Here is a 25,477-nt window from a genome sequence, read left to right as displayed (position 1 = left end):
GCGTCGCGCGCGCGGCTGCAGGTCGGCCGCGCGGCCCGGCATGTCGGGCAGGAAGCGATCCAGATGCACGGTGGCATCGGCGTCACCGCGGAGTACCCGGTCGGCCACTACGTCGCCCGGTTGACCGCGATCGAGCGCACTCTCGGCAGCGGACTCGAGCATCTGCGGGTGCTCAGCTCCCGGGTGGGCGATTACGAGCTGCCCGAACTGTGAGCAGAGCCGCGGTGGTGCGTACGCACGCACCACCGCGGATCACTCGTCTTCGGCCGGTGGGTCCGTGCGCAGTTGCGTGGGTGCCTCGTCCGATGACTCGTTCGCGGGCGTCCGCGCGGCGACCGGTGGTCTCGAATCCTCCGTCGGCGCGGCCTGCGAGGTGTCCTCGTGCGGGTTCCCCGTGGACGGTTCGGCGGTGGTGCTGCTGATGAAGCCCGCGAACGGGGTCGGACGCCGCTGATCGGCCGGCGCGATCCGCCAGGTGGGCGAGGGCGGGATGACGACCTTGGGCGTCGTCGTGCCGGTGGTGCTCTCGTGCACCACGGGTTCGGCGTATTCGCCCGCCTTCAGCGGCGGTGGCGGGACGTAGGTGTCCTGCCTGCCGACGCCGCAGGCGCCGATCAGGACGAGTCCGATGGAAACCGCTCCCGCGGCGATCGCCGGACCGGCGATCTTGGCCCTGCTGCTTTCCAACGGTGACGCTCCTCGTGTGTATCGAGTCGACTCACCATAATCGAGGCCGGTCGGCCAGGCGAGGCGAGTGGTCGCTGGGGGTACGCCGGACGGCGCGGGTAAAACGGTCTCAATTCAGATATCGAATTGGTCTCTTCGGCGTGTCGCGGGCACGTGTCGCTATCTTCCGGCGTCCCGGAGTCGTAGCGTGTGTGAGCAAAGTTACGCGTGAGACGCCGGTTTCAGGATGAGAGACACGTTGTGTGAGAACGTGATAGTGGTTCTCTGACCGGCGTCATCGAGGAGTAGATGATGGGAGCTTACTCGACAGCGTCGCGGCGTGGTTCATCCCACGCCGCGGAAGATGCGGTGTCGGCAACGGCGCAGCATCCCGCGTCGAATCAGCAGGCGCACACGTTGTCCACGATTCTGTCGCGGACGCTCGCCTGGTTGATCTTCATCGGCGGACTCGTCGGGGCGGTGCTCGGCATCGCCGGCCTGCACGTCGAAATCACCGTCGCCGGGCTCATTCTCGCGTGCACCGCGGGACTGGTGCTGCTCAAACTCCGCGCGGGTGGCGGCGAACCCGACTGAACAACCGGCCGGTCGGCTCGGCCCCGGGTCCACATACGACGCGAGAAACGCGGGCACGCAACGATTTCGGCGCCTACCGTGATTTCCATGAGGATCGAGATCACCACCGACGCTGCCGAGTTCCGCTCGGTCGCGGGGGCGTTCCTGCTCCGCGATCCATTGCGGCATACCGTGATCACCACCAGTGTCGCCAACCATGTGACGGGCCTGGACACCCCGGCCGAGAAGTCGCTTTTCGTCTCGGTGCACGGCGCGGACGCCGCGGTCGTCGGCGCGGCCATGCGGGTGGCCGGTCGTGACGTGTACCTGGGCGAACTACCGCCCGAAAGCATCCCGGCGGTCGCTCGCGCACTGGCCGACGTGGTCCCGCAGACCGCGGGCGTCGAAGGCGTCACCGATGACGCGACCGCGTTCGCCCAGCATTGGTGCGCGCTGCTGGGGAAGGGTTTCCACCAGAGCTACGCCACTCGGCTGCACCGGCTCGGCACGCTGCGGATCCCGGAGGTGCCAGGAGCGCCACGCCGAGCAACGGCATCCGATGTCACGCTGTGCCGGGAATGGCTGGCGGCCATGGACGAGGAGTCCGGCACGGCGTCCGTGCTGGACGAGGCGGCGATCCGGCGTCGTGTGGACGCCGGGCGCTGGTGGTTGTGGGAACGCGACGGAGAGCCGGTGAGTTTCGCGGGCCATCAGATCCCGATCCAGGGCTGGTCCCGGATCGGGCCCGTCTACACCCCGCCGTCCGCCCGCGGGCACGGCTACGCCGGCGCGGCGACCGCGCACGTCGCACAGCTGCTGCGCGCCGAGGGCTTGGAGGTCTGCCTGTTCGCCGACAGCGCCAACGCCACGGCCAACCGGATCTACCGGAAGATCGGCTTCCACCCGACGCACGCCTTCGCGCACTACGTCTTCGACTAGCCGCGCAGGTCGGCGCGCAGAGCCGCGGTGAACCAGGCGAACACCGGCGCGAGGCTCGGCGGCGCGGGCCAGCCATTGATCACCGCCAGCAACCGCCAATACCGCTCCACGCGTGGATCGTCGGCGACCTCCAGCCGTTCCAGCATCCACTCGCGCAGCGCGCGGTCGTCTGCCCTGCCGAACGTGGCCGCGTAGCGCGCGGACAGTTCGGCGACCACGTCGGCGGCCGCGGGGGAGCCGGGCGCGATAACCGCCTCGATGGCCGACCCGACCCGGTCGCGCACGGCCTCGGTGAGATCGTGGTGCAACACCGTCGTGTCGCCGTCGGCGCGTTCACGCGCCTGGTACTCGGCCATCCGCCGGATCGCCGCGCGAAAATGCGGGTCCGAGGCCAATTCCGCGAACTCGACCCAGGCGGCGACCTGCTCGGACGATGGGTCGTCGGGCAGTTCCGGCAGCGACGTGCGGATCAGCTGGGCCAGTTCCGGGTTGGCGTCCAGTCCGCCGAAGGCGGCATCCACGAACTCCTCGATCCGGCGATGACGCTCGGCGGCCGACAAAGTGACGAGCTTGTGCATGAGATCCACCTCCGCTGGGGTCGAGCCCTGCCCGGCCACCGCGCGCAGCACCGCGCGCCGCAGGCGCAGGATCCGGATCTGGGCGTCGAGGGCGTCGGCGTGCGCCGCGGCGACTTCGGTCATCGAGAGTTCATGCGCCAGTACACGCCGGACGGTGGCCAGGTCGAGCCCGAGATCGCGCAGCGTCCGCACCAGATCCAGCTGCGCGAGCGCGCGCACGTCGTAGAGGCGGTAGCCGGTCGGGCTGAGTGCGGTGGGCGCGACGATGCCTTGGTCGGCGTAGAACCGGATCGTCTTGACGGTGAGACCGGTTCGTTCGGCTACGGCTCCGATGGTGAAGCGGGTGTCGTCCATGCCCCTACCCTCGCGTCTCCCCTTGGGGGAAACTCAACGCAACGGCGCGGATTTCCACCAATTCAGGAACTCGGCGTCGGTGGCGATGAATCCGGCGCTGTACATCAGCATCGTCGCCCGGCCCGCGTCGGAGAAGGCGGTGACCATGCGCGGGCGCAGGTTGCGGCTGTCGTGCAGCGTGTAATTCGTATAGCTGTGGCCGCTGTCGTTGGTGGCGGCCGCGCGATCGTTCGCCGGTAACGCGTCGAGAGCCGCCTGCGCGTCGGCGGCCGATTCGTAGAGGTAGAAGTCGAAAGACGCCTTGTTCGGTCCGCCGAAGCAGCTCCACATCACCAGCCATGCGCCGAAGTCCGGGTCGTCGTGGTCGCGCGTCGCCGGGGAGTCCGGCGGGTGGGCGAAACAGCCCGCCTTGTTGTAGCCGGTTCCGGAGTGCACCAGACGCTCGGCCGAGGTCTCCGGCAGCATGTCCGGAAACGCCGCGCTCAGTTCCGCCGCACGGGCGCCGATCGTGGCCCGGTCCGTGGTAGCCGCGACGGTCGTGGTCGGACGCTTGGTGGTGGGCGGCGTGCCGGAGGTGGTCGACGCGGGCGTCGTCGTCGCCGGTGCGGCCGCGCCGGAGGGCGTGGTGTCGCGCAGCGAGGCCGCCACGAGGACCGCGGCTACGCCGATCGCCATCGCCAGCCCGATCGAGGCTCCCACCGACGCTTTCCGGCGGGAACGTCGCGGCGGGCGGTTCACCCCGGGCTGCTCGTTCGGCGCCTGTGCCCGGTGCTGCGTGCCGCTCGGCGCGCTCGGCGGCCACGGCACCGCGGGCGCGGTGAGCGCCTGCCACGCGGCGGCGGCGAACTCGCGGCAGGAGTCGAAGCGCTCGGCGGCGTGCTTGGCCATCGCCTTGGCCAGTACGGCGTCCAGCGCCGCGGGCAACCCGGGACGCATCCTGCTCACCGGTGGCGGCGGGGCGCTGAGATGGCCCTGGATCACCGCGACCGGATTGGTGGCGTCGAACGGGACGGTGCCGGTCAGCAATCGGAACAGGGTGCAGGCCAGCGAATATTGGTCGGCGCGGTGATCCAGCGGAGCGCCGGACAGCTGTTCCGGCGCGGCGTAGGCCAGCGTGGCGGTGAAGGTCCCGGTCTGGGTGAGCCCTCCCGCGTCGTCCCGCAATCGGGCGATGCCGAAATCGGTGAGGAAAACACGCTCCGGCGCGCCCTCGATGCGCTCCAGCAGGATGTTCGCCGGTTTCACGTCGCGGTGCAGCACGCCGCGGCTGTGCGCGAAATCCAGCGCCTCGGCCGTCGCCGCGATGATCTGCACCGCCCGCTGCGGCGGCAGCTCCCGGGCGTCCAGCGCGGCGGCGTCGGTGCCGTCGATGTAGCGCATGCAGATCCACAGGCGCTCGCCCTCGACGCCCCGGTCGAACACGGTGACGATGTTCGGATGATCCAGTCGCGCGACGAGGTCCGCCTCCCGCTCGAAACGGGCGCGGATCTCTTTGTCGTCGAACAGCTCCGGGTTCAACAGCTTCATCGCCGTCAACCGGGGCAGCCGCGGATGCCGGGCCAGGTACACCGATCCCATCCCGCCGCGGCCGAGCATGCGTTCGATGGTGTACCCGGCGAATATCTCGCCGGTGCTCAGCATCGGTCAGTGCAGCGGAGCCGAGCGCCACCAGCGCAGCAGCTCGTCGACGGTGGTGTGGGCGAAACCGTCGGTGTACATCAGGAACTGGGTCCGATCCGGGTCGCCGGTGAACGCCGTGACCATCTTGGCGCCTTCGTCGACGTACTTGTAGTTGGTGTAGGACTTGCCGCCGTTGGTGTCGGTGGACTTGGTGGCCGAGGACGGCAGGCCCTTCAGCACCGCTTGGACGTCGGCCGGGGTCTTGTAGGCGTAGATGCGGTAGTACGGATCGTCGTTGTTGCCGCCCTTGAAGCAGCGCCACTGCGCGGCCCAGTCACCGAACTCCGGGTCGCCTTTGTTCGGCGACGGCGGTGAGCTGGGGGAGGCCAGCCAGCATTCCGCGCCGTTGTAACCGATCTCTTCGGTCTTCGAGGCGGGCACCATCCGCGGGAATTCCGCGCTGATCGACTCGGGGGTCGCGTCGACGAGGTTCGGCTTCACCGCCGAGGTGGTCGTGGTGCCCGCTGTGCTCGAGCCCGAATCGGAGACGGCGCCGATGATGCCGAGCACCACCACGATCAGCACGACCACGCCCACCGCCAAGCCGATGATCAGCCCGGTGTTCTTCTTCTGGGGCGGACCGGCCGAAGGGTAGCTGTGTGCGCCGTGCGGCGGCGCGGGTGGTGCGGCGAAGGACGAGAACCCGGGCTGCTGGTGGCTGTACGGGTTGACGGCCGTCGGCTGCGGCGCCGCGCTCGTGTGCGGCCCGGAGTTCGCCACCGGCGCGGGCGGAGGAGTCGCGGGCGACGCCGCGGCGAGCGAGTTGGGCCCGCTGGTGTGCGGAGCGTTCACCTGGTGGCCGAGGCCGCTGGCGTAATGGCCTTGCGCCGCCGGGTACGGCGAACCTGTCGTCGGGATCTGCGGCCCGGTGGCGGGGCGCGGACCGGTGGTCGGGTGCGGTGGGCCGGTGACCGGACGGGGACCGCCCACCACCGGCATCGACGGCACGCTGGATCCGGTCAGCGCTTGCTTGGCGGCTGCGGCGAACTCCGCGCAACTGCCGAATCGGTCATCGGGTCGCTTGGCCATCGCCCGCGACAGGACCCCGTCGAGAGCGAAGGGCAATCCGGGCCGGACACTGCTCAGCGCGGGCGGCGCTCCCTGCAGATGCCCCTGGATGACCGCGGCGGGATTGGTCGCGGAGAACGGGCCGGTGCCGGTGAACAACCAGAACAGCGAGCACGCCAGCGAGTACTGGTCGGAGCGGTGGTCCAGGGAGACGCCGGTGAGCTGTTCGGGCGAGGCGTAGGCCAGCGTCGCGGTGAAGGTGCCGGTCTGCGTGAGATGACCGGTGTCGTCGCGCAGCCGCGCGATGCCGAAGTCGGTGAGATACACCCGCTCACCGCGACCCGCGCTGGAGCGGGCCAGCAGGATGTTGGCGGGTTTCACGTCCCGATGCAGGACCCCGTTGCCGTGCGCGTAGTCCAGCGCGTCGGCGGTCTCCTTGATGATCTGCACCGCGCGTTCGGGCGGCAGCGATTTCGGTTCCACCGAGGCGGCGTCGATGCCGTCGACGTACTGCATCGAAATCCACAGCTGCTCGTCCTCGAGCCCGCGGTCGTAGACCGTGACGATGTTCGGGTGATCGAGCTGGGCGACCAGATCCGCCTCCCGTTCGAACCGCGCCCGCACCTCCTTGTCGAAGAACATCTCCCGATTCAGCAGCTTCAGCGCGGTCATCCGCGGCAGCCGCGGATGTTTCGCCAGATAGACCGAGCCCATGCCACCGCGGCCGAGTTGCCGCTCGATGACATAGCCGGCGAAAACGTCACCGCTGGCCAGCATGACTGCTCCACTTCCCGCCGCCCGCCGGGACCCACCGGCGAACAGGCGTACAGCATAAGAAAGCGTGACCGGGAATCGGCCCGACCACGAAAAACATCGAAACCATAGCAGTACTCACACCCTGCCTATCGCTCGTCGAGCGTGCTGACGCCCGGACGATCGGCGGAGGCCGGACCGCCCGGCGGAGGACGGGGGTCCGGAGGTTGCTGGTGCGGCCGCACCGCGGATCCCGGGCGCATGGGCAGATCGGGCAATTCGATCAGGCCGGGGTGCGTGGGGCGGCGCGGCGGCAGGAAACTCGGCCGCGACGCGGGCGGTCGCGCAGGTTCCCGCGGCCACGCTCGGTGCTGCGGCGACGGGTTCGCCGGCGTGCGGTGTGTCGGCGCGGTCGGGTGCGGATCGGCGTGGAGGCCGTGCCGCGGCGCCGACCGGTGCCGGTCGGGGTGCCCGGCGAGGGCATGCTTCGCCGCGGCGGCGAATTCGGCGCAACTGGCGAATCGATCCGCGGGCCGCTTGGCCATGGCGCGAGCCAGCACCGGATCAAGCGCGGGCGGCAGGCCGGGACGCACGCGGCTGAGCATCGGGATGGGCGCGTACAGATGTTTGTGCACCACGGCCGCCGGATTCCCGCCGGGATACGGCGGCGCGCCGGTGAGCATCCAGAACAGCGTGCAGGCCAGCGAATACTGATCGGCCCGGTCGTCGAGCGAATTGCCGATCAACTGTTCCGGCGCGCCGAAGGCGAGGGTCGCGGTGATGGTGCCCGACGAGCCGATCGTGCTCTCCGCGCCGCGGATGCCCGCGATGCCGAAGTCGGTGAGCAGCACCCGCTCCGGCTGCCCGATCGGCGCCTTGGCCAGCAGGATGTTGGCCGGTTTCACGTCGCGGTGCAGCACCTGGTTGGCGTGCGCGAAATCCAGCGCGGCGGCGGTGTCGGCCACGATCTGCACCGCGCGGGCCGGAGCGAGCACGTCGACGTCCGCGCAGGAGGCATCCGCGCCGGGCACGTACTGCATGGATATCCACAGCTGCTGTTCCTCGGCGCCGCGATCGAACACCGTGACGATGTTCGGATGGTCCAGTCGCGCGACCAGATCGGCCTCGCGCTCGAAGCGGCGGCGGATGTCGGTGTCGGCGTACAGGTCGCGTTTGAGCAGCTTCAGCGCCGTCAGCCGGGGCAGGCGCGGATGCTGGGCCAGGTAGACGGTGCCCATGCCGCCATGGCCGAGGACGCGTTTGATGACGTAGCCCGCGAAGACATCGCCGGTCTGCAACACCGTTACACCCCCTTGTCGAGTCGAGCGCGCGGACACTATCCATGTATCTCGCCGGGCCATCGGGATGCAACAGTCGCGGCGAAACCTCGATCTTCGACCACGGACCGCTCGGCCCGGTCGCAGTTTTCGTCACACCCACTCATTACGCTGACCCGCATGCGCATTGGAGCACACGTCCGGCTCGACAGCGACCCGATCGGCTTCGGCGAGAAACTCGGCGCCGAGGTGATCCAGATGTTCGTGGTCGACCCACAGAGCTGGGACAAACCCACCCCGCATCCGCGGACCGAGGAGATCCTCGCGAGCCCGATCGAGGTCGTGGTGCACTCCTCCTATCAGATCAACGTCGCGAGCCTGAACAACCGGTTGCGCATGCCCTCGCGCAACGCGGTGGCGCAGCAGGCGAAGGCGGCTGCCGAACTCGGCGCGTTCGGCCTGGTGGTGCACGGCGGGCACGTGCGATCGGACGCCGAGCTGGACACCGGGATCGACAACTGGCGCAAACTGTTCGAGCGTCAGCAGGACAAGGGCGGCTTCGCGGTCCCGATCCTGATCGAGAACACCGCGGGCGGCAATCACGCCATGGCCAGGCACTTCGATTCCATCGCCCGGCTGTGGGACGCGGTCGGCGACTACGGCGCGGGATTCTGCCTGGATACCTGTCACGCCTGGGCCGGCGGTGAGGAACTCCTCGGCGCCGTCGACCGGATCAAGGCGATCACCGGACGGATCGACCTGGTGCACCTGAACTCCTCCCGCGACGAGTTCAACTCCGGCGCCGACCGGCACGCCAATTTCGCAGACGGCACCATCGACCCGCAACTGCTCGCCGAGGTGTGCCGGACGGCGGGGGCTCCCGTGGTTCTGGAAACCCCGGCCGACGGACTCGCGGAGGATCTGGCGTATCTGCGTGAATGCTGTGTTTGATTTGCGGCGCGTGCGGCGCCGCGTGTTCGCGGCCCCGGGGAGTCTCGCGTCCGAGCGACCGAGACTCGCGCCTGCGGCGCATGCGCTTCGGTCACTCGGCCGCCAGACGGGCCGCGAACGGTACTCGTAAGACTCGCACCCGGCGGGGTTGGGTCTGGTTCGGTCGTCTCGAACCTGTGGATCGGCGCGATGACGGCTGGTCTGGAGCGCGATGACGGCTGGTCTGGAGGGTGAGGTCCGGTATGCGGTGCGGTGCGACTTGCGCTGGACCGGGCCGAGGCGGCTCCGCTCGGCCCGTGTTGTGATCAGCGCGATGAAAACCCTGGTCGGCGGGGTGGTTTCGGTGATGTGCTCGAAGCAGCAGTAACCGATCTCGACAGCGAAGGTGATCTCATGACGGTCGCAACCGCCACCCCATCCACCGCCTCGGTGACCAGGCTCGGCGCCCGGATCGGCGCGCGGATCGACAACGTCCGGCTCGGCGGCGATCTGGACGCGGCAACTGTCGAGGTCGTCCATCGCGCACTGCTGGAGCACAAGGTCGTCTTCTTCCGCGGACAGGATCACCTCACCGAGGACGGGCAGTACGAGTTCGCCCAGTTGCTCGGCACGCCGACCACCCCGCATCCCACGGTCACCTCGCACGGGGTGAAGAGTTTGGCGATCGATTCCGAGAACGGCCGCGCCAACAGCTGGCACACCGACGTCACCTTCGTGGACCGCATTCCGAAGGCGTCCGTCCTGCGCGCGGTGCACCTTCCGCCCTACGGCGGCGCCACCACGTGGGCGTCGACCGTCGCGGCCTACGAGTCGCTGCCGGAGCCGCTGAAGCGGCTCGCCGAGTCGCTGCGCGCCGTGCACACCAACGTCTACGACTACGCCGCCCGCAACGGGGAGGAACAGGGCCGCAACGCCGCCGCCTACCGCGCCGAATTCGAGTCCACCTACTACGAGACCGAGCACCCGGTGGTGCGCGTGCACCCCGAGACCGGGGAGCGGGCCCTGCTGCTCGGCCACTTCGTCAAGCACTTCGTCGGGCTCTCCAGCACCGAGTCGCACGCGCTGTTCCGCCTGTTCCAGGACCGGGTCACCCGGCTGGAGAACACCACTCACTGGAACTGGGCGCCGGGCGACGTCGCCATCTGGGACAACCGCGCCACCCAGCACTACGCCATCGACGACTACGACGACCAGCCGCGCAAGCTGACCCGCATCACGCTGGCCGGCGACGTCCCGGTCTGCGTCGACGGCGCGGCGAGCACCGTCATCGCGGGCGACGCCGAGCACTACTCGATCATCGAGGACACCCGGCTGCTCGCGTCCTGAGCAGGGGCCCCGCATGGTTGCCGGGCGCGAGCCCGGCCATTGAGGGGCCATGCGGTGCCCCGTTGGCGGTGGCGGCCCACAAGAACGGCCGCGCCAACAGCTGGCACACCGACGTCACCTTCGTCGACCGCATTCCGAAGGCGTCCGTCCTGCGCGCGGTGCACCTTCCGCCCTACGGCGGCGCCACCACGTGGGCGTCGACCGTCGCGGCCTAACCCGCGTCCAGTGGGCAAGGCGCGCCCGGTAGGCGGTACGCATCGGAGACAGCGCTGCGAATCACGATCTGTGGTAAAGCCCCGAACGAACACTTCGCCGCCGACCCAGCCCCCTCTGGTGCGAGTCTTACGAGCGCCGTTCGCGGCCCGTCTCGTGGCCGAGTGACCGTTGCGCATGCGCCGCAGGCGCGAGCAGCGGTCGCTCGGGCGCGAGACTTCTCGGGGCCGTGAACACGCGGCGCCGCAGGCGCCGCAAAACAAACATGGTCCACACTGGTTGCCATGAGTATTCGGCCGCTGGACGGGGTGCGCGTCCTGGAACTCGGCAATTACATCGCCGCGCCGACCGCGGGGCGCATCCTCGGTGACTTCGGCGCCGAGGTGATCAAGGTGGAGCGCCCGAAGGCCGGTGACGAGTTGCGCAACTGGCGGCTCTACGGCGGTGACACCTCGATGCTGTACCGGACGATCAACCGCAACAAGAAGTCGATCACGCTGGATCTGCGCACGGAGGCGGGGCGCGGCATCGTGCTCGACCTGGTCCGGCGCTGTGACGTCCTGCTGGAGAACTTCCGGCCCGGCATGCTGGAGAAGTGGGGCCTCGGTCCTGAGGTGCTCAACGAGGCGAACCCGGAGTTGGTGATCACCAGGATCTCCGCCTATGGGCAGACCGGTCCGCTGTCGCAGCGTCCCGGGTTCGCCGCGGTCGCGGAGGCGGTCGGCGGTCTGCGCGAACTGGTCGGCGATCCGGATCGTCCTCCGGTGCGTACCGGCGTCTCGATCGGCGACTCCATCGCGGGCATCTACGCCGCGTTCGGCACCGTGATGGCGCTGTTCCAGCGCGAGCGCGCCGAGCGGGAGACGCCGGTTCCGCTGCGCGAGCGCGTGATCGACGTGGCGCTCAACGAGGCGATCCTGTCGGTGATGGAATCGCTGGTGCCGGACTATCTGGCCTACGGCATCCAGCGCGAACGCGTAGGCGGCCGGATGGAGGGCATCGCGCCGAGCAACGCCTACCCGTGCTCCGACGGAACCAGCATCATCATCGGCGGCAACGGGGACGCCATCTTCCAGCGCTACATGGCGGTCATCGATCGGCCCGATCTGGCGGCCGACCCGGAACTGCAGGACAACGCGGGCCGTTGGCGCCACCGTGAGCGGCTGGACGCGGCCATCGGCGAGTGGACGGTCCGGCACAGCCGTGCCGAGGCGCTGAAGATGCTGGAAGCCGCCGCGATTCCGTGCGGCCCGATCTACACCGCGGCCGACATCGTGGCCGACGAGCAGTATCGGGCGCGCAACATGATCCAGTCGTTCGCGGTGGACGTCGGTGCGCCGGAGCCCAAGGAGGTCGGCTTTCCCGGCATCGTCCCGGTGATCGGCGAAGAGTCCCTGCCCATCCGTACCGTGGGCCCCGATCTGGGCGAGCACACCCGGGAAGTGCTGTCGGAGGTGCTCGGCATGAGCGAGGCCGAGATCGACGCTTTGGAGGTGCCATGACCATGCGGCCGCACGACGGGAGGCGTCCGGAAGGGCGCGGCGCGCGGGAACTGCGCGCGCCGGGCAGCAGCAGGCCCGCGGTGCAGCCGAACCCGACGGGGGCGGGCGAGAAACCGTGGGGCGGCGTGATGTGCGGCCGCCGCGAGCAGCGAGAGCAGCGATGACGGCGCCGGTGCTGCGTGACGTCACGTTGCGCGACGGGCTGCAGCTGACCGGCAAGTTGCTGCCGGTGCAGCGCAAGGTGGACATCGTGCGCCGCCTGCTCGCGCTCGGAGTGCCCGCGCTGGAGATCGGTTCGATGGCGCGCCCGGACCTGGTCGCGCCGATGGCCAACAGTATGGAGCTGGTCGCCGCGCTGACGCCGGAGGAACTGCGCCGCTGCTGGGTGTGGGTGGCCACGCCGCGGCACGTGGAGAAGGCCGCCGCGGCCGGGGTGCGCAACTTCCAGTACTGCTTCTCGGTCTCCGACGCGCACAATCGGGCGAACATCGGGCGCGACACCGCCGACAGCGTCGCGGCCATGCCGGACGCGGTGCGACTGGCCCGCGAGGTGGGCGGGTCCATTCAATTGTGTTTGGCGACGGCTTTCACCTGCCCCTTCGACGGTCCCGTCGACCCTGAGCGGGTGCTGGCCATCGCCTGCGATCCGCGCACCGAGGGCGCGGACGACATCGTCCTGGCCGACACCCTGGGACAAGCCCATCCCGGCCAGGTCGCCGCATTGGTCACGGCGGTGCGCGACCACACGCCTTCCCGCCGGATCGTCTTCCACGGTCACGACACCTGGGGAATGGGCGTGGCCAACACTCTCGCCGCGGTCGCGGCCGGCGCGGACATGGTCGACGGCGCTCTCGGCGGACTCGGCGGCTGCCCCTTCGCACCCGGCGCGAGCGGCAACACCGCCTCCGAGGACATCCTCTTCGCCACCAGACCGGACTGGTTCACCCCCACGACGCTCGCCGCCTTGGTCGAGATATCGGAGGACCTACTGGCCGAACTAGGCGAACCCAACCGATCGCGCGCCCTCGAAGGCGCCCGATCGAAGGCCTCCGCCTTCGAGTGGGTCGTGGGAACCGAGCACCCCTAGCCGGAGCCCGCGCCGGCAAGGCGATCGGTCGGCCCACGGCAAAGGAAAACCGAGCCCTGCCGCCGTCCGCCGCACCGAAACACCCGGCGCGGTCACGACCCGCTCACCCACCAAGAGCGGCTTCCGCAGTGGCGGCGCTCGGCTGCCGAGATCACCGCCCGACGCACCCAGCGCACCTCGACCACAAGTTTCGAGCGAGATCTGCCGTGCGCGCACGGCCGCGATCACTACCACTCGACCCGACCACCCGCGAAACCTCGGATCCCCGCTGCGTGCGGTGGGCTCGGTCCGCACCCGTGCGGTCGCCGCTCGAAGTGAAGTTCCAGCAGATCCAGGCTATCGGACATGGACCCCGGACCTCCGTACTTGAAGCGAGACAGTGCATGCGCTGTTCGCGGCGCGGCTCGAGTGTGCGGGGTCCCCCGCATCGGCGGCGAGCCAGCAGGCGGCGTTCGGGCCAACCCAACAGCTTCAACGCGACGCAACAGGATCGGGCTGCTTCCGTCCTCCGTGTGCACCGGGGTAGCGAGTTCCGTACCTTCGGGCCTGGCGCGCCTCGATGACGTTTCTCGAGCGAAGCGGGATCGTGCATGCGCTGTTCGCGTCGCGGTTTGCGTGTGCGTGGTGCCCGCGTCGGCGACGGACCAGCAGGCGGTGTTCGGGTCGTCCGAACAGCCCGAGCGTGATGCAGCAGGTTTCGGCCACTTCCATCCGCGTGCACCGGAAAGCGAGTTCCACAACAACGCGCCCAGCGCACCGCATCCACGTCTTTCGAGCGAAGCGAGAGAGTGCATGCGCCGTTCGCGGCCCGGCTCGCGTCCGAGCGGCCGCCGCGTCCGCGACGAAGTCGCCAGCGGCGGTCGCTCGGACGCGAGCCACAAAGGGGCCGCGAACACGCCGCGACGAAGGTCGCGGCAATTAAACACAGGGTCTTCCCTGATGGCATGTGGACGCTCAGGCGGTAAGACTGGACGGCATGACTTCGCAAGCCTTGGGCGCCGACATCGCCGACACGGCGGCTCCGACCGATGTCGCGGCCCACGCTATCGAACTGACCAAGGTCTACGGATCGGGTGACACCCAGGTCAGGGCATTGGACGGGGTGTCGGCCGAGTTCGCGAAGGGGGAGTTCACCGCGATCATGGGCCCGTCGGGCTCGGGCAAGTCGACTCTCATGCACTGCCTGGCCGGGCTCGACAGCGCCAGTTCCGGCACCGTCCGGATCGGCGACACCGACCTGACCACCCTGTCCGACAAGCAGATGACGCGCTTGCGACGGGACCGGATCGGATTCGTCTTCCAGGCGTTCAACCTGGTGCCGACGCTCACCGCGCTGGAGAACATCACGTTGCCGCTGGACATCGCCGGACGCAAGGCGGACCAGGAATGGCTGGACACGGTGCTGACGCGGCTCGGGCTGATCGATCGGCTCACCCATCGCCCCAGCGAGTTGTCCGGCGGTCAGCAGCAGCGGGTGGCCTGCGCCCGTGCCCTCGCGGGCAAGCCGGAGATCATTTTCGGTGACGAGCCGACCGGCAACCTGGACTCCCGTGCCTCGGAGGAAGTGCTGTCGATCCTGCGCGCCGCGGTGGACGAGTTCGGGCAGACGGTCGTCATCGTCACTCACGAACCGCACGCGGCGGGGTTCGCCGACCGGGTGGTGTTCCTGGCCGACGGACGCATCGTCGACGAGATGCGCGATCCCACCGCCGACACGGTGCTCGACCGGATGAAAGCGTTGGAGCAGGCGTGACCGGCGGCTCGCGGAAGTTTCGGGGGCTGGCGTGATGGCCGCAAATCCGATGCGCAAGGTGGCGCTGCGCAATCTGGCCGCGCACAAGGTGCGGCTAGCGCTGACGCTGTTGTCGGTGGTTCTCGGTACCGCGTTCATCGCAGGCTCGTTCGTGTTCACCGACACGCTGCAGAGCACCTTCGACGGGATCTTCGCCAACGAGGCGAAGGGCGTCGACGTCCGGGTGAGCCCGAAGGAGCGCCAAGCGCAGGGCATTCCGAACAACGTGGTGGACGAGCTGGTGAAGTATCCCGGTGTCCGCACCGTCGCGCCGAGCGTGAACGGTCCCGTGGTGCTGCTCGATCCGGCGGGCAAGAAATCCGTGCAGACCGGCGGGGCGCCTACCCTGGGCAAGTCGTATCTGCCGCCGGAGAAGGCCGTCGCGGAGCCGGAGAAGTTCCTGCAGGGCGTCCCGCCCGCCCGATCCGGTGAGATCGCGCTCAACACCGGCGGCGCCGAGCGGGCCGGGCTGCGGATCGGCGACCGGACCAAGATCCTCATTCCCTCCCAGGCCGATCCCATCGACGTGACCCTGACGGGCATCTACGAAGTCCCGTCCGACACGGGCGGTTTCATCGGGGTGCTGTTCGACGACGCGCAGGCGCGCAAGCTGTTCACCGACGGCCTGCACGTCGCCTACGTCGATCTCGCGGCCTCCGGCCTTCCCGGCGACGAGCTGCGCGACAACCTGGCCAGGGAGCTGCCCGGCTACAAGGTGCAGAACGGCGACCAGGTGCGCGCGGACCTGAAGAAGGAAGTGTCCAACGCGCTCAACTTCATCAACTACTTCCTGCTCGCCTTCGGTGCGATCGCGCTGATCGTCGGCACGTTCATCATCTACAACACCTTCTCGATGATCGTCGCGCAGCGGTTGCGGGAGCTGGCGCTGCTGCGCGCGGTCGGCGCCAGCAGACAGCAGGTCGGCCGTTCGGTGGTGGCCGAGGCGTTCGTCATCGGGGTGATCGGCAGCGTGATCGGTCTCGCGGGCGGCGTCGCGCTCGCGTTCGGGTTGTCGGCGGTGCTCAACGCGTTTGACCTCGGTCTGCCGACCGGCTCTATGGCGGTGCGGCCGCGCACCATCGTGGTCGGGCTGCTGGTCGGTCTGGTGGTGACGGTGGTGAGCGCTTACGCACCCGCGCGCCGCGCCGCGCGGATCCCCCCTGTGCAGGCCATGCGCGAGGAGTTCGCGTCCACCGGCGAGTCGCTGCGCTGGCGCACCGTCGCGGGCGTGGTGCTCGCCGTGCTCGGCGCGGGCTTCGTCGTACTGGGTGCGCAGCGCACCGGCGGTACGGCGGCCGCCACGGTCGGGGTCGGCGCGCTCGGCTTGATCCTGGCGGTGCTGCTGGCCGCGCCCGCGCTGTCGCGGCCGGTGGTCGGCGGGCTCGGGGTGCTGGTGCGGCCGTTCGGGCCGATCGGCCGCATGGCGCGCAACAACGCGGCGCGCAACCCTCGCCGCACCGCCGCGACGGCGTTCGCGCTCACGCTGGGGCTGATGCTGGTCTCGGCGATCGGCATGCTGGGCGCCTCGGCCAAGGCCAGCGTCGGTGTGCTGGTGGACAAGGGTGTGCGAGCCGACTATGTGCTGGCGGGCCCGCAGCTGCTCGGCGTGCCGTTCGGCGCGGCCGACGCCGCGCGCACCGACGTGCCCGGAGTGCGGCAGGCGGTGGGCATGCGGGGCGCCGCGTTCAAGATCGGCGCCGAGCAAGTGTTCGTCACCTCGGCGGACGGTCCGCTGAACGGCGTGCTGAACTACGAGATCGTGCGCGGCAGCGACACCCTCGGGGCCCGCGACGTGCTCGTATCGGAGGACGAGGCCGCCGAGCGCGGGTGGCGGGTCGGCGACCAGGTGAACCCAACCAGCGTCGACGGCAAGAAGGTCCCGCTCACGGTGTCCGGTGTGTACAAGAAGAACCCGCTGCTCGGTCCGATGGTGGTGTCGCAGACGGTGTACGACGAGGTGGTTCCGCTGAACTTCCGCACCAACTTCCTGGTGCTGATCGAGGCGCAACCGGGCGCGAACATCACTCAGATGCGCGCCGACCTGGTGAAGGCCACCGAGCGGTTCGTCGTCGTACAGGTGCAGGACCGCGAGGAGTTCAAAGGCGCGCAGGGCAAACAGATCAACACCCTGTTGGCCATCCTGTACGGCCTGCTCGCCTTGGCTGTGGTGATCGCGATCCTGGGCATCGTCAACACGCTGGCGCTGTCGGTGGTGGAGCGGCGCAGGGAGATCGGCATGCTGCGCGCGGTCGGTATGCAGCGCGCCCAGGTGCGCCGCACGATCTATCTGGAGTCGATGTTGATCGCGGTGTTCGGCGCGATCGTCGGCATGGTGCTGGGGCTCGGCCTCGGGGTCGGATTCCTGCGCACGCTGCGCGACCTCGGACTGGACCAGATCGCCATCCCGTGGAGCCAGCTGGTGCTCGTGCTGGTCAGCTCGGCGGTCGTCGGGGTGCTCGCCGCCCTCTGGCCCGCCGTACGCGCGGCGCGCACGCCGCCGCTGGCGGCCATCGCCGACCTCTGAAACCCGTGCGGCGCACGTCTGCTGTGCGCCGCACGGAGAAAGACGACGAATCCTCCTACTGTCACTTGCTTACCCGCGCCAGATCCTTCGCTGGTATACCGACATCACGCCAGGGCTGGCTAAACGATGGCTAGCCCTGGAAGGTCAGCGCAGTGCGACCTTCACGCCCCCCGAGAGCATACTGTCGTGCAACTCCAGCACAGCAGGGACCGAACCCGGCGGAACATCGAACACAATCCTCATCGAGATCCTATTGCCTGGATTGATATCCGCTGATAAATGCTCGTTTACATTGATCTCGGCCTTCGTGTCGTTCGTGAACTCACGGCCCTGATCGTCATACAGCTTCTGATTCGAACCGAAGTAGGAGCGCGGTTCGTTGCCGATGTTGCTGACATCGACATGGATGACGATGTATTCGCCCTGCGCGGTGGAGCGCAGGAACTGGTTGTTGCCGATCGTCTTGGTCGGGGGATCGATAGCGGTGACCACGAACTCGAACTTGCCGTCCCGTACCACGGACCCTGCGGCGGCGACATTCTTGCTGGCTTTTGGAGCACCGGGGCCGGGTTGGTTTGTGCTATGGGGAGATTCGGAGCTGTTGCTAGCAAGTCCGACGATGCCGAAGCATCCGCCACAGAGCAGGACTATGGCGCCGATGATGATCCACGGCCAGACGATGCGTTTCTTGGGCGGCTGTGGTGGGCCGTATCCGGGCGGTGGCGGGAAACCGGGCTGCTGCTGGGCACCCTGTGGCGGTGTTCCCTGGGCGGGGTAGCCGGGGCCGGTATTCGGCCCGGGGTATGGCGGTGGCTGGGACACAGATGACCCCCTGCTGTTTGGGTTCGTAGTATCTGGCTGAGCAATCACATGAGCCAGTGTGCTGTTACAAACATCTCAGACAATTGAGCGTGTGGTGTATCGACCGGAAGGGAATAGGGGATGATTCCGGGCGGTTTGCTTTTCGCTGGCTTCTTCCGGTCGCGAACTCTGGGCCGCTGAGCGGATCGCTTCTGTACCAGAGTCATTCGGACCAGGGCGCGATGGAAGTTCCCCTGCAATCGTCTATGCGTAGGAGTAGCCCCGACCAATTCGAAGGGTTATCTGCACCGATTCTCGTTAGCGGACTCAGGCAGGTCATGTGAACTCGTCATTCAAACGCCAGCGGTGAAGACATCCCACTAGCCAGGTATGAACACCAACGCATGGGCCGGTGGCACCGCATTGCTGTCCGCGTCAGCCCGCGTGGCGGTCACCTTCCGCGGGCGGCCGGCTGGCGGATGAGCGTTGGGCTGTGCCGCCGGTGTGCGGAACCCGGCATGCGGACATACCTGGAACTCGGTGGACAGGCGGCCGAGCACGAGGCTTGGAGCGGGGGTCGCTGCCCGTAAAGGGGCAAGGTCCATCGCAAGTCGCCTGTGCGATGAGCGGATTCGCTCAGGGTGTCGACCCCGTCACATCCTGCTGAAGTTGTCCGTTCCGTGGTGTTTACTCAAACGGAGGTTAGCGCTCCACTTAATCCTTGGTAACGGCCCGTTCAAAGGGGAAGGAGGCCGTGTGGTCGCTGTGGGCTTCAGTGGTCCGGGCGCCGGACTCGAGCTCCCTCCCGGCGGGCTCGTCGGACGGGTGCGGGTGGCGGTGCGCGGTCGAGGCGGCGAAGCCGTCCGGCAGCTGCTCCTGATAACACTGCTCTATCTCGGCTATCGCGCGGGGCGGCTGGTCACTGCGGACCACACCGGGCGCGCCATGGTCAACGCACACGCCCTGCTCGGCCTCGAGCAGCGGCTCGGCCTGCCGGACGAGCAGCGGGTCCAGGCGCTGTTCCTGAACCGTGATCTCCTCGCCGTCCCGGCCAATTTCTACTACGCGAGCGCGCATTTCACTGTGGCCGTCGGCGTCCTGCTGTGGTTGTGGATGTTTCAGCCCGAGCATTATCGCTGGACCAGAAACCTCATGGTGGCCCTGACCGGAGCCGCGCTTCTGGTGCACATACTGGTCCCGCTCGCACCGCCGCGCATGCTGCCCGATCAAGGGTTCGTCGACCTGGCCGCACAGTACGGCCAGTCCGTCTACGGCGAGACCGATTCCGGCGGTCTCTCCAATCAGTTCGCGGCCATGCCGTCCCTGCACGTCGGCTGGGCGCTGCTGCTCGGTGTTGCCGTAGTCGCCGCGACCCGATCGCCGTGGCGCTGGCTCGCCCTGGCTCATCCGGCGCTGACCACGCTCGTGGTCGTGAGCACCGCCAACCACTACTGGCTGGACGCGATCGTCGCTGTCGGTCTGCTGTCACTGGCCGCTGCCCTGCATCCCGTCGTGGTACCCGCGGCGGCCACCGCGTGGGGCGTGATGGGGCGGGTTCGGCCGGAATCCGTGTGAGTGCGGGCATGGCGCGATCGATGAAGATCGACACCAGTGGGCGCAGCGGCGCCGCAGTGGGCTGGAATGAATAGGTTCACGTGAAGCGCGACCGGCCCGGAGTCGTAAGCAGCTCGGATTCAGTGGTGGGCGGCGTTGGCGTGCGCCCAGGACTGCACATCGCCCCGATCGAGGGCCACTGCCAGCAGCTCCGGGAATTTGTCCGGCGTGCAGGCGAAAGCCGGGATGCCCAGCGCGCCCAGGGCCGCGGCGTTCTCGTGGTCGAAGGCGGGCGCCCCGTCGTCGGAGAGGGCCAGCAGCACCACGACCTGCACGCCGGATTCCTGCATCGAGCGGACGCGGCGCAACATCTCGTCGCGGATACCTCCCTCGTAGAGGTCGGAGATCAGGACGAACAATGTGTCGGCCGGGCGGGTGACCAAGGACTGGCAGTAGGCGAGGGCTCGATTGATGTCGGTGCCGCCGCCGAGTTGGGTGCCGAACAGCACGTCCACCGGGTCGTCGAGTTCGTCGGTGAGGTCGACGATCTCGGTGTCGAAGACCACCAGCGAGGTGCGCAGCGACCGCATCGAGGCCAGCACCGCACCGAACACCGACGCGTACACCACGCTGGCGGCCATCGAACCGGATTGGTCGACAGCCAGCACCACGTCGCGCCGCACCGCCTGGGCCTTGCGGCCGTAGCCGACCAGCCGTTCGGGTACCACGGTGCGGTGCTCGGGCAGGTAGGTGGCGAGGTTCTTGCGAATCGTGCGATCCCAGTCGATATCGCGCATACGCGGCCGGGTGACGCGGGCGGCGCGGTTCAACGCACCGGAGACCGCGGTGACGGTGTGCGCCGCCACGCGCTGCTCGATCTGCCGCACCACCTTCTCCACCACCATGCGCGCGGTGGCCTTGGTGGTCTCGGGCATCACCCGGTTCAGGCTCAGCAACGTGCCGACCAGGTGCACGTCCGGCTCCACCGCCTCGAGCAGTTCCGGCTCCAGCAGCAACTGTGTGAGATCGAGTCGCTCCACGGCGTCGCGTTGCATGACCTCGACGACGGTGGCGGGGAAGTAACTGCGAATGTCGCCCAGCCAGCGGGCCACGCGTGGAGCCGAACCCTGCAAACCGCCGGTGCGCTTGCCGGGCGAGGTCTCCTCATCGGTGTTGTACAGCGCCGACAGCGCCCGGTCCATGGCCGCGTCCGCGCTGGAACCCAGCCCGCCGAGCCCCTCCTCGGCCGCCGCGCCGAGTACCAATCGCCAGCGCCGAGAGTGTGCTTCGTCCGTCATACCGTGACCCCCAAGATCTCCGCCGCCGTGCGCACAGCGGTCGTGGCGCGGTCGGGATCGATGTCCGCGGCGGTCGGCACGGCGGGCCCGGAACCGCCGTCACGAATCGCCTGTCCGATCGCGCGGCGCTCACCCGACTCGAACGCGCCGAAGGTCCGGCGCAGCAGCGGCAGCGTCTCGACGAACGTGTCGTCGCCGAGCCCGCGCAGCCACTCGTCGACGAGCCGCAACAACTCCCGGTCGTGGACCAGCAGCAGGCCGCGGCCGCCGAGGAACCCGTCGATCCACGCCGCCTTCGCCGCGGCGGTCGCGCCCACCGACAGGGCAGCGGACAGGCGGCGCGCGGATTCGGCGTCATCGATACGGCCGGCGTCGGCGAGCAGGCGGACGGCGCGGCCCACGAGAGCGCCGTGCACGTCGTCGCGGTCGGCGACGCGGCGCAGCGCGGCCAGCCACTCGCCGGTGGCCCAGCCGTCGTCCCTGGTGTGGATCGCGGTGTGCGCCGCGTCCAGCAGCTCGCGCAGCTGGGCGGCGGCGTCGGTGTCCAGTCCGGTGACCGCGGCGGGCAGGCCCGCGCAGATGCGCACCAGCAGGCCGTCGGCGACGTGCGCCAGCGCCTTGGTGTCGGTGCCGCGCACGTCGCCGTAGCGCAGGGTGCGGATCAGGCCGGGCAGGGCCGCGAGCAGGTGGGTCACGTCGTGGTCGAGTGCCGCGGTGGATTCCAGCCGGGCGATCAATCCGTCGGTCGCGCCACCGAGGTCGGCGAGCAGGGCGACTTCCAGCGCGGCGGTGAGTTCGCCGACGGAGCGGTCGGCGCGGGCCGCGGTGTCCAGGATCTTCGCCTCCGCCGCGGTGCGGATGGTGGTGCCCCAGCGCGAGGCCTCGATGATCGAGATCGCGTACTCGGGATGCCATCGCAGCGTCCAGGTCTCCCGGAAGGTGCCGGTGCTGCGCACTTCACTGGTGGTGAGCGTGCCCCAATCGATCTCCAGTACCCGCAGCCGGTGCAGCAGGCGTGACCGCGCGACTTCGCGCTCCTTGCGCAGATCCAGGTCCAGGACGCGGGCCGCGGGCTCCTGTTTCATCCGCAGCGACCGGATGGTGGCGCGCAGGTCCGCGTCCAGCGGTACGGTCGGCGTGTGCTCCGCGACGGCCCCGAGCGCCTCGCCGACGACGAGTTCACCGACCACCAACCGCAGCATCGTCTCGTCCCCGCCGCACAGCACCGACCGGGTGGCCTCGGTGACCTCGGACAAGCCGGCGAGCGGGCGGCCGCGCAAGGCGGCGAGGGTGTCGGCGAGCCGGACGGCTTCGATGACGTGCGCGCTGGAGACGGGCAGATCATGGGCGCGCAGCACACCGGCGACCCTGGTCAGCCAGCGGGCGATCGGCTGTTCGGTCTCGGTGAACAGGTGGTGGTACCAGCCCGGAGAGGTGACGCCCGCACCGTAGCCGGAGGACGTGGACAGCCGCGAATGGGTCCACGGCACCCAGGTGAGCCGGGCCTTGGTCTTCGGCAGCCCTCTGAGCAACCGGGCGTCCGGCGCGGCGGGACCCAGCGCGCCGGTGAGCGCGGGCGCGTGCCAAGCGCCGCACACCACCGCCAGCCGCATCGCCCCCTCCTTGAGCGCCTTGCGCATGGTCTGGCGCATATAGGCCTCGCGGCGCAGCGTGTGCGCGTCGACCACGAGCGGCTCGGGCGGCGGTCGGCGCACGGGAGACGCTTCGTCCAGCGCCTCCTCGACCGAATCGGGATCGGACATGACGTTGTGCGCCGGCCCGTCTCGCGCTTCGTCGCCGACCGGTCGATCGTGCTCCAATTCGTTCCCGTCCCGCGATTCCCGCTCGGCGGACTCCCGCTCGGCGGACTCCCGCTCGGCGGACTCCCGCAGCGCGCCCATCGCGTCGGTGATCGCGTCGAACGCGTCGGCGTCGGGCACGGATTCGACGACGGCGTCCCACCAGCGTTCGGCGTCGTCGTAGCCGCCCGCCTCGGCCAGCGCGGCGAGGGGATCGAACCGGTCGCCGGGTTCGTCCTCGGTCGCGAGCGTGACCGACGCGGGCAGGTCGCAGAACCGCGCCGGCACGTCGTTGTCCACGGCGTACCGCAGCGCCTGCCATTCGGGGGAGAACACGGCGTAGGGCCAGAACGCGGCTTTCGCGGGGGCGTCGGGTACGTACGCCAGCAGTGCGACCGGCGGGGTCATGCCCTCGGCCGCGACATAGCTCACCAGCGGGTCGGCGTCCGAAGGGCCCTCGATGAGAATCAGGTCGGGCCGGAACGCCGCCAGCGCCAGCCGCAGCGAGCGCGCCGACCCGGGACCATGGTGGCGGATACCGAAAACCCTGGTCACCGGCGCGGATTCGGCGGGCGAGGTCACCCGGTGACCTCCCGGCAGGCACGGTAGAAATCCGCCCAGTCGGGCCGCTCGCGGACCACGGCCTCCAGGTACTCGGTCCACACCACCGCGTCGGCCACCGGGTCCTTGATCACCGAGCCGAGCACCGCGCCCGCGATGTCCGAGGCGCGCAGCACGCCGTCGCCGAAGTGCGCCGAGAGCGCGATGCCGTTGGTGATCACCGAGATCGCCTCGGCCGTGGACAGCGTCCCGGACGGCGACTTGAGCTTGGTGCGGCCGTCGGCGGTGCTGCCGGAACGCAGCTCGCGGAAGACCCGCACCACGCGCCGCACCTCCTCGGCCGCCGCGGGCACGGTGGGCAGCTCCAGTGCGGAACCGAGCTGCTCGACCCGCCTGCTGACGATGGCGACCTCCTCGTCCTCGCTCGCGGGCAGCGGAAGGACCACGGTGTTGAACCGGCGGCGCAGCGCGGAGGACAATTCGTTGACCCCGCGGTCGCGGTCGTTGGCGGTGGCGATGACGTTGAAGCCCTTGGCCGCCTGCACCTCGCGGCCGAGTTCGGGCACCGGCAAGGTCTTCTCGGACAAGATGGTGATCAGCGCGTCCTGCACGTCGGAGGGAATGCGGGTGAGCTCCTCGATCCGGGCGATCGAGCCCGTCCGCATGGCGGTGAGCACCGGCGACGGCACCAGCGCCGCGTCGCTGGGCCCCTCCGCGAGCAATCGCGCGTAGTTCCAGCCGTAGCGGATCGCCTCCTCCGCCGTGCCCGAGGTGCCCTGCACCAGCAGCGTGGAGGCGCCGCTGATGGCGGCGGAAAGATGTTCCGACACCCAGGTTTTGGCGGTGCCCGGCACGCCGAGCAGCAGCAGTGCCCGGTCGGTGGCCAGCGTCGCGACCGCCACTTCCATGAGCCTGCGCGGGCCGACGTACTTGGGGGTGATCACGGTGCCGTCGCCGAGGGTGCCGCCGAGCAGGTAGGTGACCACCGCCCAGGGCGACAACCGCCACGAGGGCGGGCGGGGCCGGTCGTCGGCGGCGGCGAGGGCGCGCAGTTCGTCGGCGTACGCCTGCTCGGCGTGCGGGCGCAGCAGGGCGGGGGTCGGGTCGGTGGTCGTCACTGCAACTCCTCGAGCATCATCGAGCGGTGGTTGAGGTCGTGGGCGAGCTGGTCGAAGACCCGCTCCCAGGCGGGATCGTCGCATCGCCGGGCTACCGAGGACAGGCTGCCCGCGGCGGTGAGCGGAAGGTGGACGGCGGCCGCGGCGAGCAGCGAGCGGTGCGCGTTCGGCGACGCGCCGTGCGCCTCGGGCCGCCGCGCCGCCGCTCGCGCCCGCTCGAAGAGCAGCAGGATCACGTGCTGGGCCAGCGCTTCCGGCCACGGATGTCCCATCGCGGGCAGCAGCGCCTCGATCTCCGACAGCCACGAGCCGTCCAACCGGATCAGGTGCGCGGTCCGATCCGGCAGCGGCAGCAGCGCGAAAAGTTCGCGCCTGCGCAACATCGCCAGGTCGGTGGGCACCCCCGCCTCGAACAGCGCCCGCGCCCACGCCGAATCCCGTTGCGCCAGCGCGGCGTCCACCCAACCGTCGAAGACCGGTTGGCGGAACCGGTCCTCGATGGTGGCGCGGACCGCTTGCTGCGGCGTGCCCAGCACACCGGTCCAGTGCGTGAGCGGTGTCGCGGCCACCACCTGCCGCAGCCGGGCCGCGGACACGTCGGGCGCGCCGTTCCAGCGGTAGGCGAATTCCACGGTGCGATCGGTGATTCCGTCCCGCTGCGCGGCGGCGTCGAGCGTTTCCGGAAGGGCGAGGACAACGTGCGTGTGCAGCATGCGGTGCTCGGCGCGCAGCCACGCACTCGCCCGGCCGCGCATGCGCAGGCTGAACGCCGAATCCGGCAGCAGTGCGAGCAGGCCGGCGGCGGTGCGGCGCACGTCGGCCCGCCGGTCGTCCAGCGCCGTTTCCAGCAGGGGCTCGTCCTGCGGTCCGAGCCGGTCGGCGAGCACCGCGAGCAGTTCGGCTTTCAGCGGCCCGGTTTCCTTCGGCCACGCCGCGGTGAGCGTCGTCCTGGCCGCCGCGGCGTCGTCGCGGCGGAGTGCGGCCAGCCAGTCGCGCCGCTCGTCGGGCCGGCCGAACAGCCAGGTGTCCATGGCGCCTTCAACCGCGCGCGACGGCTGCCGCGCCAAATCGCGCCAGTCCGGATGCCGGGCCGCCAGCCAACTGCCTCGAGCGCCCGCGAGGC

At 69.6% G+C, this 25,477-nt stretch carries 21 protein-coding genes and 1 pseudogene; 12 read left to right on the top strand and 10 right to left on the bottom strand.

The annotated features are described in order from the left end of the window. The coding region (locus ON27_RS22105; RefSeq protein ID WP_043731040.1) for an acyl-CoA dehydrogenase family protein at positions 1 to 213 on the top strand (213 nt) is incomplete at its 5' end. 39 nt (positions 214 to 252) lie between these two features. Here ON27_RS22105 and ON27_RS40010 read toward each other — a convergent pair. Further along, on the bottom strand, positions 253 to 687 hold the full coding sequence (locus tag ON27_RS40010) for a hypothetical protein (RefSeq protein ID WP_051046876.1): 435 nt from the start codon (positions 685 to 687) through the stop codon (positions 253 to 255). Positions 688 to 1,035: 348 nt separating this feature from the next. Here ON27_RS40010 and ON27_RS22095 point away from each other — a divergent pair, with 348 nt between their 5' ends. Next, positions 1,036 to 1,260, top strand: a complete 225-nt coding sequence (locus ON27_RS22095; RefSeq protein ID WP_051046878.1) for a hypothetical protein — start codon at positions 1,036 to 1,038, stop codon at positions 1,258 to 1,260. Positions 1,261 to 1,347: 87 nt separating this feature from the next. Then, positions 1,348 to 2,178 (top strand): GNAT family N-acetyltransferase, encoded by an 831-nt coding sequence (locus tag ON27_RS22090; protein WP_043731033.1) that lies wholly within the window; start codon positions 1,348 to 1,350, stop codon positions 2,176 to 2,178. Here ON27_RS22090 and ON27_RS22085 read toward each other — a convergent pair. The 4 genes from ON27_RS22085 to ON27_RS22070 all read right to left on the bottom strand — a co-directional run bounded on the left by ON27_RS22085 (position 2,175) and on the right by ON27_RS22070 (position 7,852). Beyond that, complete coding sequence (locus ON27_RS22085; RefSeq protein WP_043731029.1) at positions 2,175 to 3,110, bottom strand: MerR family transcriptional regulator; 936 nt, start codon at positions 3,108 to 3,110, stop codon at positions 2,175 to 2,177. The genes ON27_RS22090 and ON27_RS22085 overlap by 4 nt on opposite strands. Positions 3,111 to 3,143: 33 nt before the next feature. Then, positions 3,144 to 4,751, bottom strand: a complete 1,608-nt coding sequence (locus tag ON27_RS22080; protein ID WP_043731026.1) for a serine/threonine-protein kinase — start codon at positions 4,749 to 4,751, stop codon at positions 3,144 to 3,146. Between the two features lie 3 nt (positions 4,752 to 4,754). Beyond that, the gene (locus tag ON27_RS22075; protein WP_043731024.1) at positions 4,755 to 6,575 is read right to left on the bottom strand and encodes a serine/threonine-protein kinase; all 1,821 of its coding nucleotides are present in this window, start codon (positions 6,573 to 6,575) and stop codon (positions 4,755 to 4,757) included. A gap of 125 nt (positions 6,576 to 6,700) precedes the next feature. Beyond that, entirely contained in the window at positions 6,701 to 7,852 is a 1,152-nt protein-coding gene (locus ON27_RS22070; RefSeq protein WP_083887733.1) for a serine/threonine-protein kinase, read from the bottom strand. Positions 7,853 to 8,008: 156 nt separating this feature from the next. On the opposite strand from ON27_RS22070, the gene ON27_RS22065 reads away from it, so the two are divergent. The 8 genes and pseudogenes from ON27_RS22065 to ON27_RS22040 all read left to right on the top strand — a co-directional run bounded on the left by ON27_RS22065 (position 8,009) and on the right by ON27_RS22040 (position 17,223). Beyond that, positions 8,009 to 8,779 (top strand): deoxyribonuclease IV, encoded by a 771-nt coding sequence (locus tag ON27_RS22065; protein ID WP_043731021.1) that lies wholly within the window; start codon positions 8,009 to 8,011, stop codon positions 8,777 to 8,779. A gap of 393 nt (positions 8,780 to 9,172) precedes the next feature. Beyond that, positions 9,173 to 10,105 (top strand): TauD/TfdA dioxygenase family protein, encoded by a 933-nt coding sequence (locus ON27_RS22060; RefSeq protein ID WP_043731019.1) that lies wholly within the window; start codon positions 9,173 to 9,175, stop codon positions 10,103 to 10,105. Between the two features lie 83 nt (positions 10,106 to 10,188). Continuing rightward, positions 10,189 to 10,317 (top strand): annotated as a pseudogene (locus ON27_RS43060) (TauD/TfdA dioxygenase family protein); the annotation flags it as partial. A gap of 285 nt (positions 10,318 to 10,602) precedes the next feature. Beyond that, the gene (locus ON27_RS22055; RefSeq protein WP_043731016.1) at positions 10,603 to 11,820 is read left to right on the top strand and encodes a CaiB/BaiF CoA transferase family protein; all 1,218 of its coding nucleotides are present in this window, start codon (positions 10,603 to 10,605) and stop codon (positions 11,818 to 11,820) included. Further along, a complete protein-coding gene (locus ON27_RS43055) occupies positions 11,817 to 11,984 on the top strand; it encodes a hypothetical protein (protein WP_157227276.1) in 168 nt (55 codons plus the stop codon). The genes ON27_RS22055 and ON27_RS43055 overlap by 4 nt, the downstream gene beginning before the upstream one ends. Beyond that, on the top strand, positions 11,981 to 12,907 hold the full coding sequence (locus tag ON27_RS22050; protein ID WP_043731013.1) for a hydroxymethylglutaryl-CoA lyase-like TIM-barrel protein: 927 nt from the start codon (positions 11,981 to 11,983) through the stop codon (positions 12,905 to 12,907). Before ON27_RS43055 ends, ON27_RS22050 begins: the two co-directional genes overlap by 4 nt. Positions 12,908 to 13,883: 976 nt before the next feature. Further along, the gene (locus ON27_RS22045; protein WP_051046875.1) at positions 13,884 to 14,660 is read left to right on the top strand and encodes an ABC transporter ATP-binding protein; all 777 of its coding nucleotides are present in this window, start codon (positions 13,884 to 13,886) and stop codon (positions 14,658 to 14,660) included. A 34-nt stretch (positions 14,661 to 14,694) separates the two neighbouring features. Beyond that, positions 14,695 to 17,223 carry an ABC transporter permease gene (locus ON27_RS22040; RefSeq protein ID WP_043731010.1) on the top strand — a complete coding sequence of 843 codons (2,529 nt, stop codon included), beginning with the start codon at positions 14,695 to 14,697 and terminating at the stop codon, positions 17,221 to 17,223. 144 nt (positions 17,224 to 17,367) lie between these two features. Here ON27_RS22040 and ON27_RS22035 read toward each other — a convergent pair whose 3' ends face one another. Beyond that, the gene (locus ON27_RS22035) at positions 17,368 to 18,045 is read right to left on the bottom strand and encodes a DUF4352 domain-containing protein (protein WP_245560048.1); all 678 of its coding nucleotides are present in this window, start codon (positions 18,043 to 18,045) and stop codon (positions 17,368 to 17,370) included. Between the two features lie 735 nt (positions 18,046 to 18,780). On the opposite strand from ON27_RS22035, the gene ON27_RS22030 reads away from it, so the two are divergent. Next, entirely contained in the window at positions 18,781 to 19,599 is an 819-nt protein-coding gene (locus tag ON27_RS22030; RefSeq protein ID WP_245560047.1) for a phosphatase PAP2 family protein, read from the top strand. A 119-nt stretch (positions 19,600 to 19,718) separates the two neighbouring features. Here the strand turns inward: ON27_RS22030 and ON27_RS22025 are convergent, their stop codons facing one another. From ON27_RS22025 to ON27_RS22010, 4 genes are all read right to left on the bottom strand, one after another. Continuing rightward, positions 19,719 to 20,876, bottom strand: coding sequence for a VWA domain-containing protein (locus ON27_RS22025; protein ID WP_043731007.1), 1,158 nt, complete (start codon positions 20,874 to 20,876; stop codon positions 19,719 to 19,721). Then, a complete protein-coding gene (locus ON27_RS22020; RefSeq protein WP_043731003.1) occupies positions 20,873 to 23,257 on the bottom strand; it encodes a DUF5682 family protein in 2,385 nt (794 codons plus the stop codon). Before ON27_RS22020 ends, ON27_RS22025 begins: the two co-directional genes overlap by 4 nt. Next, complete coding sequence (locus tag ON27_RS22015) at positions 23,254 to 24,354, bottom strand: ATP-binding protein (RefSeq protein ID WP_043731000.1); 1,101 nt, start codon at positions 24,352 to 24,354, stop codon at positions 23,254 to 23,256. The genes ON27_RS22020 and ON27_RS22015 overlap by 4 nt, the downstream gene beginning before the upstream one ends. Then, the coding region (locus ON27_RS22010; protein ID WP_043730997.1) for a DUF5691 domain-containing protein at positions 24,351 to 25,477 on the bottom strand (1,127 nt) is incomplete at its 5' end. The genes ON27_RS22010 and ON27_RS22015, both read right to left, overlap by 4 nt.

This window comes from Nocardia asiatica NBRC 100129 (genome assembly GCF_000308415.1).
GTDB lineage: Bacteria > Actinomycetota > Actinomycetes > Mycobacteriales > Mycobacteriaceae > Nocardia > Nocardia asiatica.
This window is presented reverse-complemented; position numbering and strand designations above follow the sequence as displayed.

Excerpts from the sequence above, each read along its gene's own strand:
- ON27_RS22090 (WP_043731033.1), top strand. The coding sequence starts at position 1,348 with ATGAGGATCGAGATCACCACCGACGCTGCCGAGTTCCGCTCGGTCGCG.
- ON27_RS22085 (WP_043731029.1), bottom strand. The coding sequence starts at position 3,110 with ATGGACGACACCCGCTTCACCATCGGAGCCGTAGCCGAACGAACCGGT.
- ON27_RS22080 (WP_043731026.1), bottom strand. The coding sequence starts at position 4,751 with ATGCTGAGCACCGGCGAGATATTCGCCGGGTACACCATCGAACGCATG.
- ON27_RS22075 (WP_043731024.1), bottom strand. The coding sequence starts at position 6,575 with ATGCTGGCCAGCGGTGACGTTTTCGCCGGCTATGTCATCGAGCGGCAA.
- ON27_RS22065 (WP_043731021.1), top strand. The coding sequence starts at position 8,009 with ATGCGCATTGGAGCACACGTCCGGCTCGACAGCGACCCGATCGGCTTC.
- ON27_RS22060 (WP_043731019.1), top strand. The coding sequence starts at position 9,173 with ATGACGGTCGCAACCGCCACCCCATCCACCGCCTCGGTGACCAGGCTC.
- ON27_RS22055 (WP_043731016.1), top strand. The coding sequence starts at position 10,603 with ATGAGTATTCGGCCGCTGGACGGGGTGCGCGTCCTGGAACTCGGCAAT.
- ON27_RS43055 (WP_157227276.1), top strand. The coding sequence starts at position 11,817 with ATGACCATGCGGCCGCACGACGGGAGGCGTCCGGAAGGGCGCGGCGCG.
- ON27_RS22050 (WP_043731013.1), top strand. The coding sequence starts at position 11,981 with ATGACGGCGCCGGTGCTGCGTGACGTCACGTTGCGCGACGGGCTGCAG.
- ON27_RS22045 (WP_051046875.1), top strand. The coding sequence starts at position 13,884 with ATGACTTCGCAAGCCTTGGGCGCCGACATCGCCGACACGGCGGCTCCG.
- ON27_RS22040 (WP_043731010.1), top strand. The coding sequence starts at position 14,695 with ATGGCCGCAAATCCGATGCGCAAGGTGGCGCTGCGCAATCTGGCCGCG.
- ON27_RS22025 (WP_043731007.1), bottom strand. The coding sequence starts at position 20,876 with ATGACGGACGAAGCACACTCTCGGCGCTGGCGATTGGTACTCGGCGCG.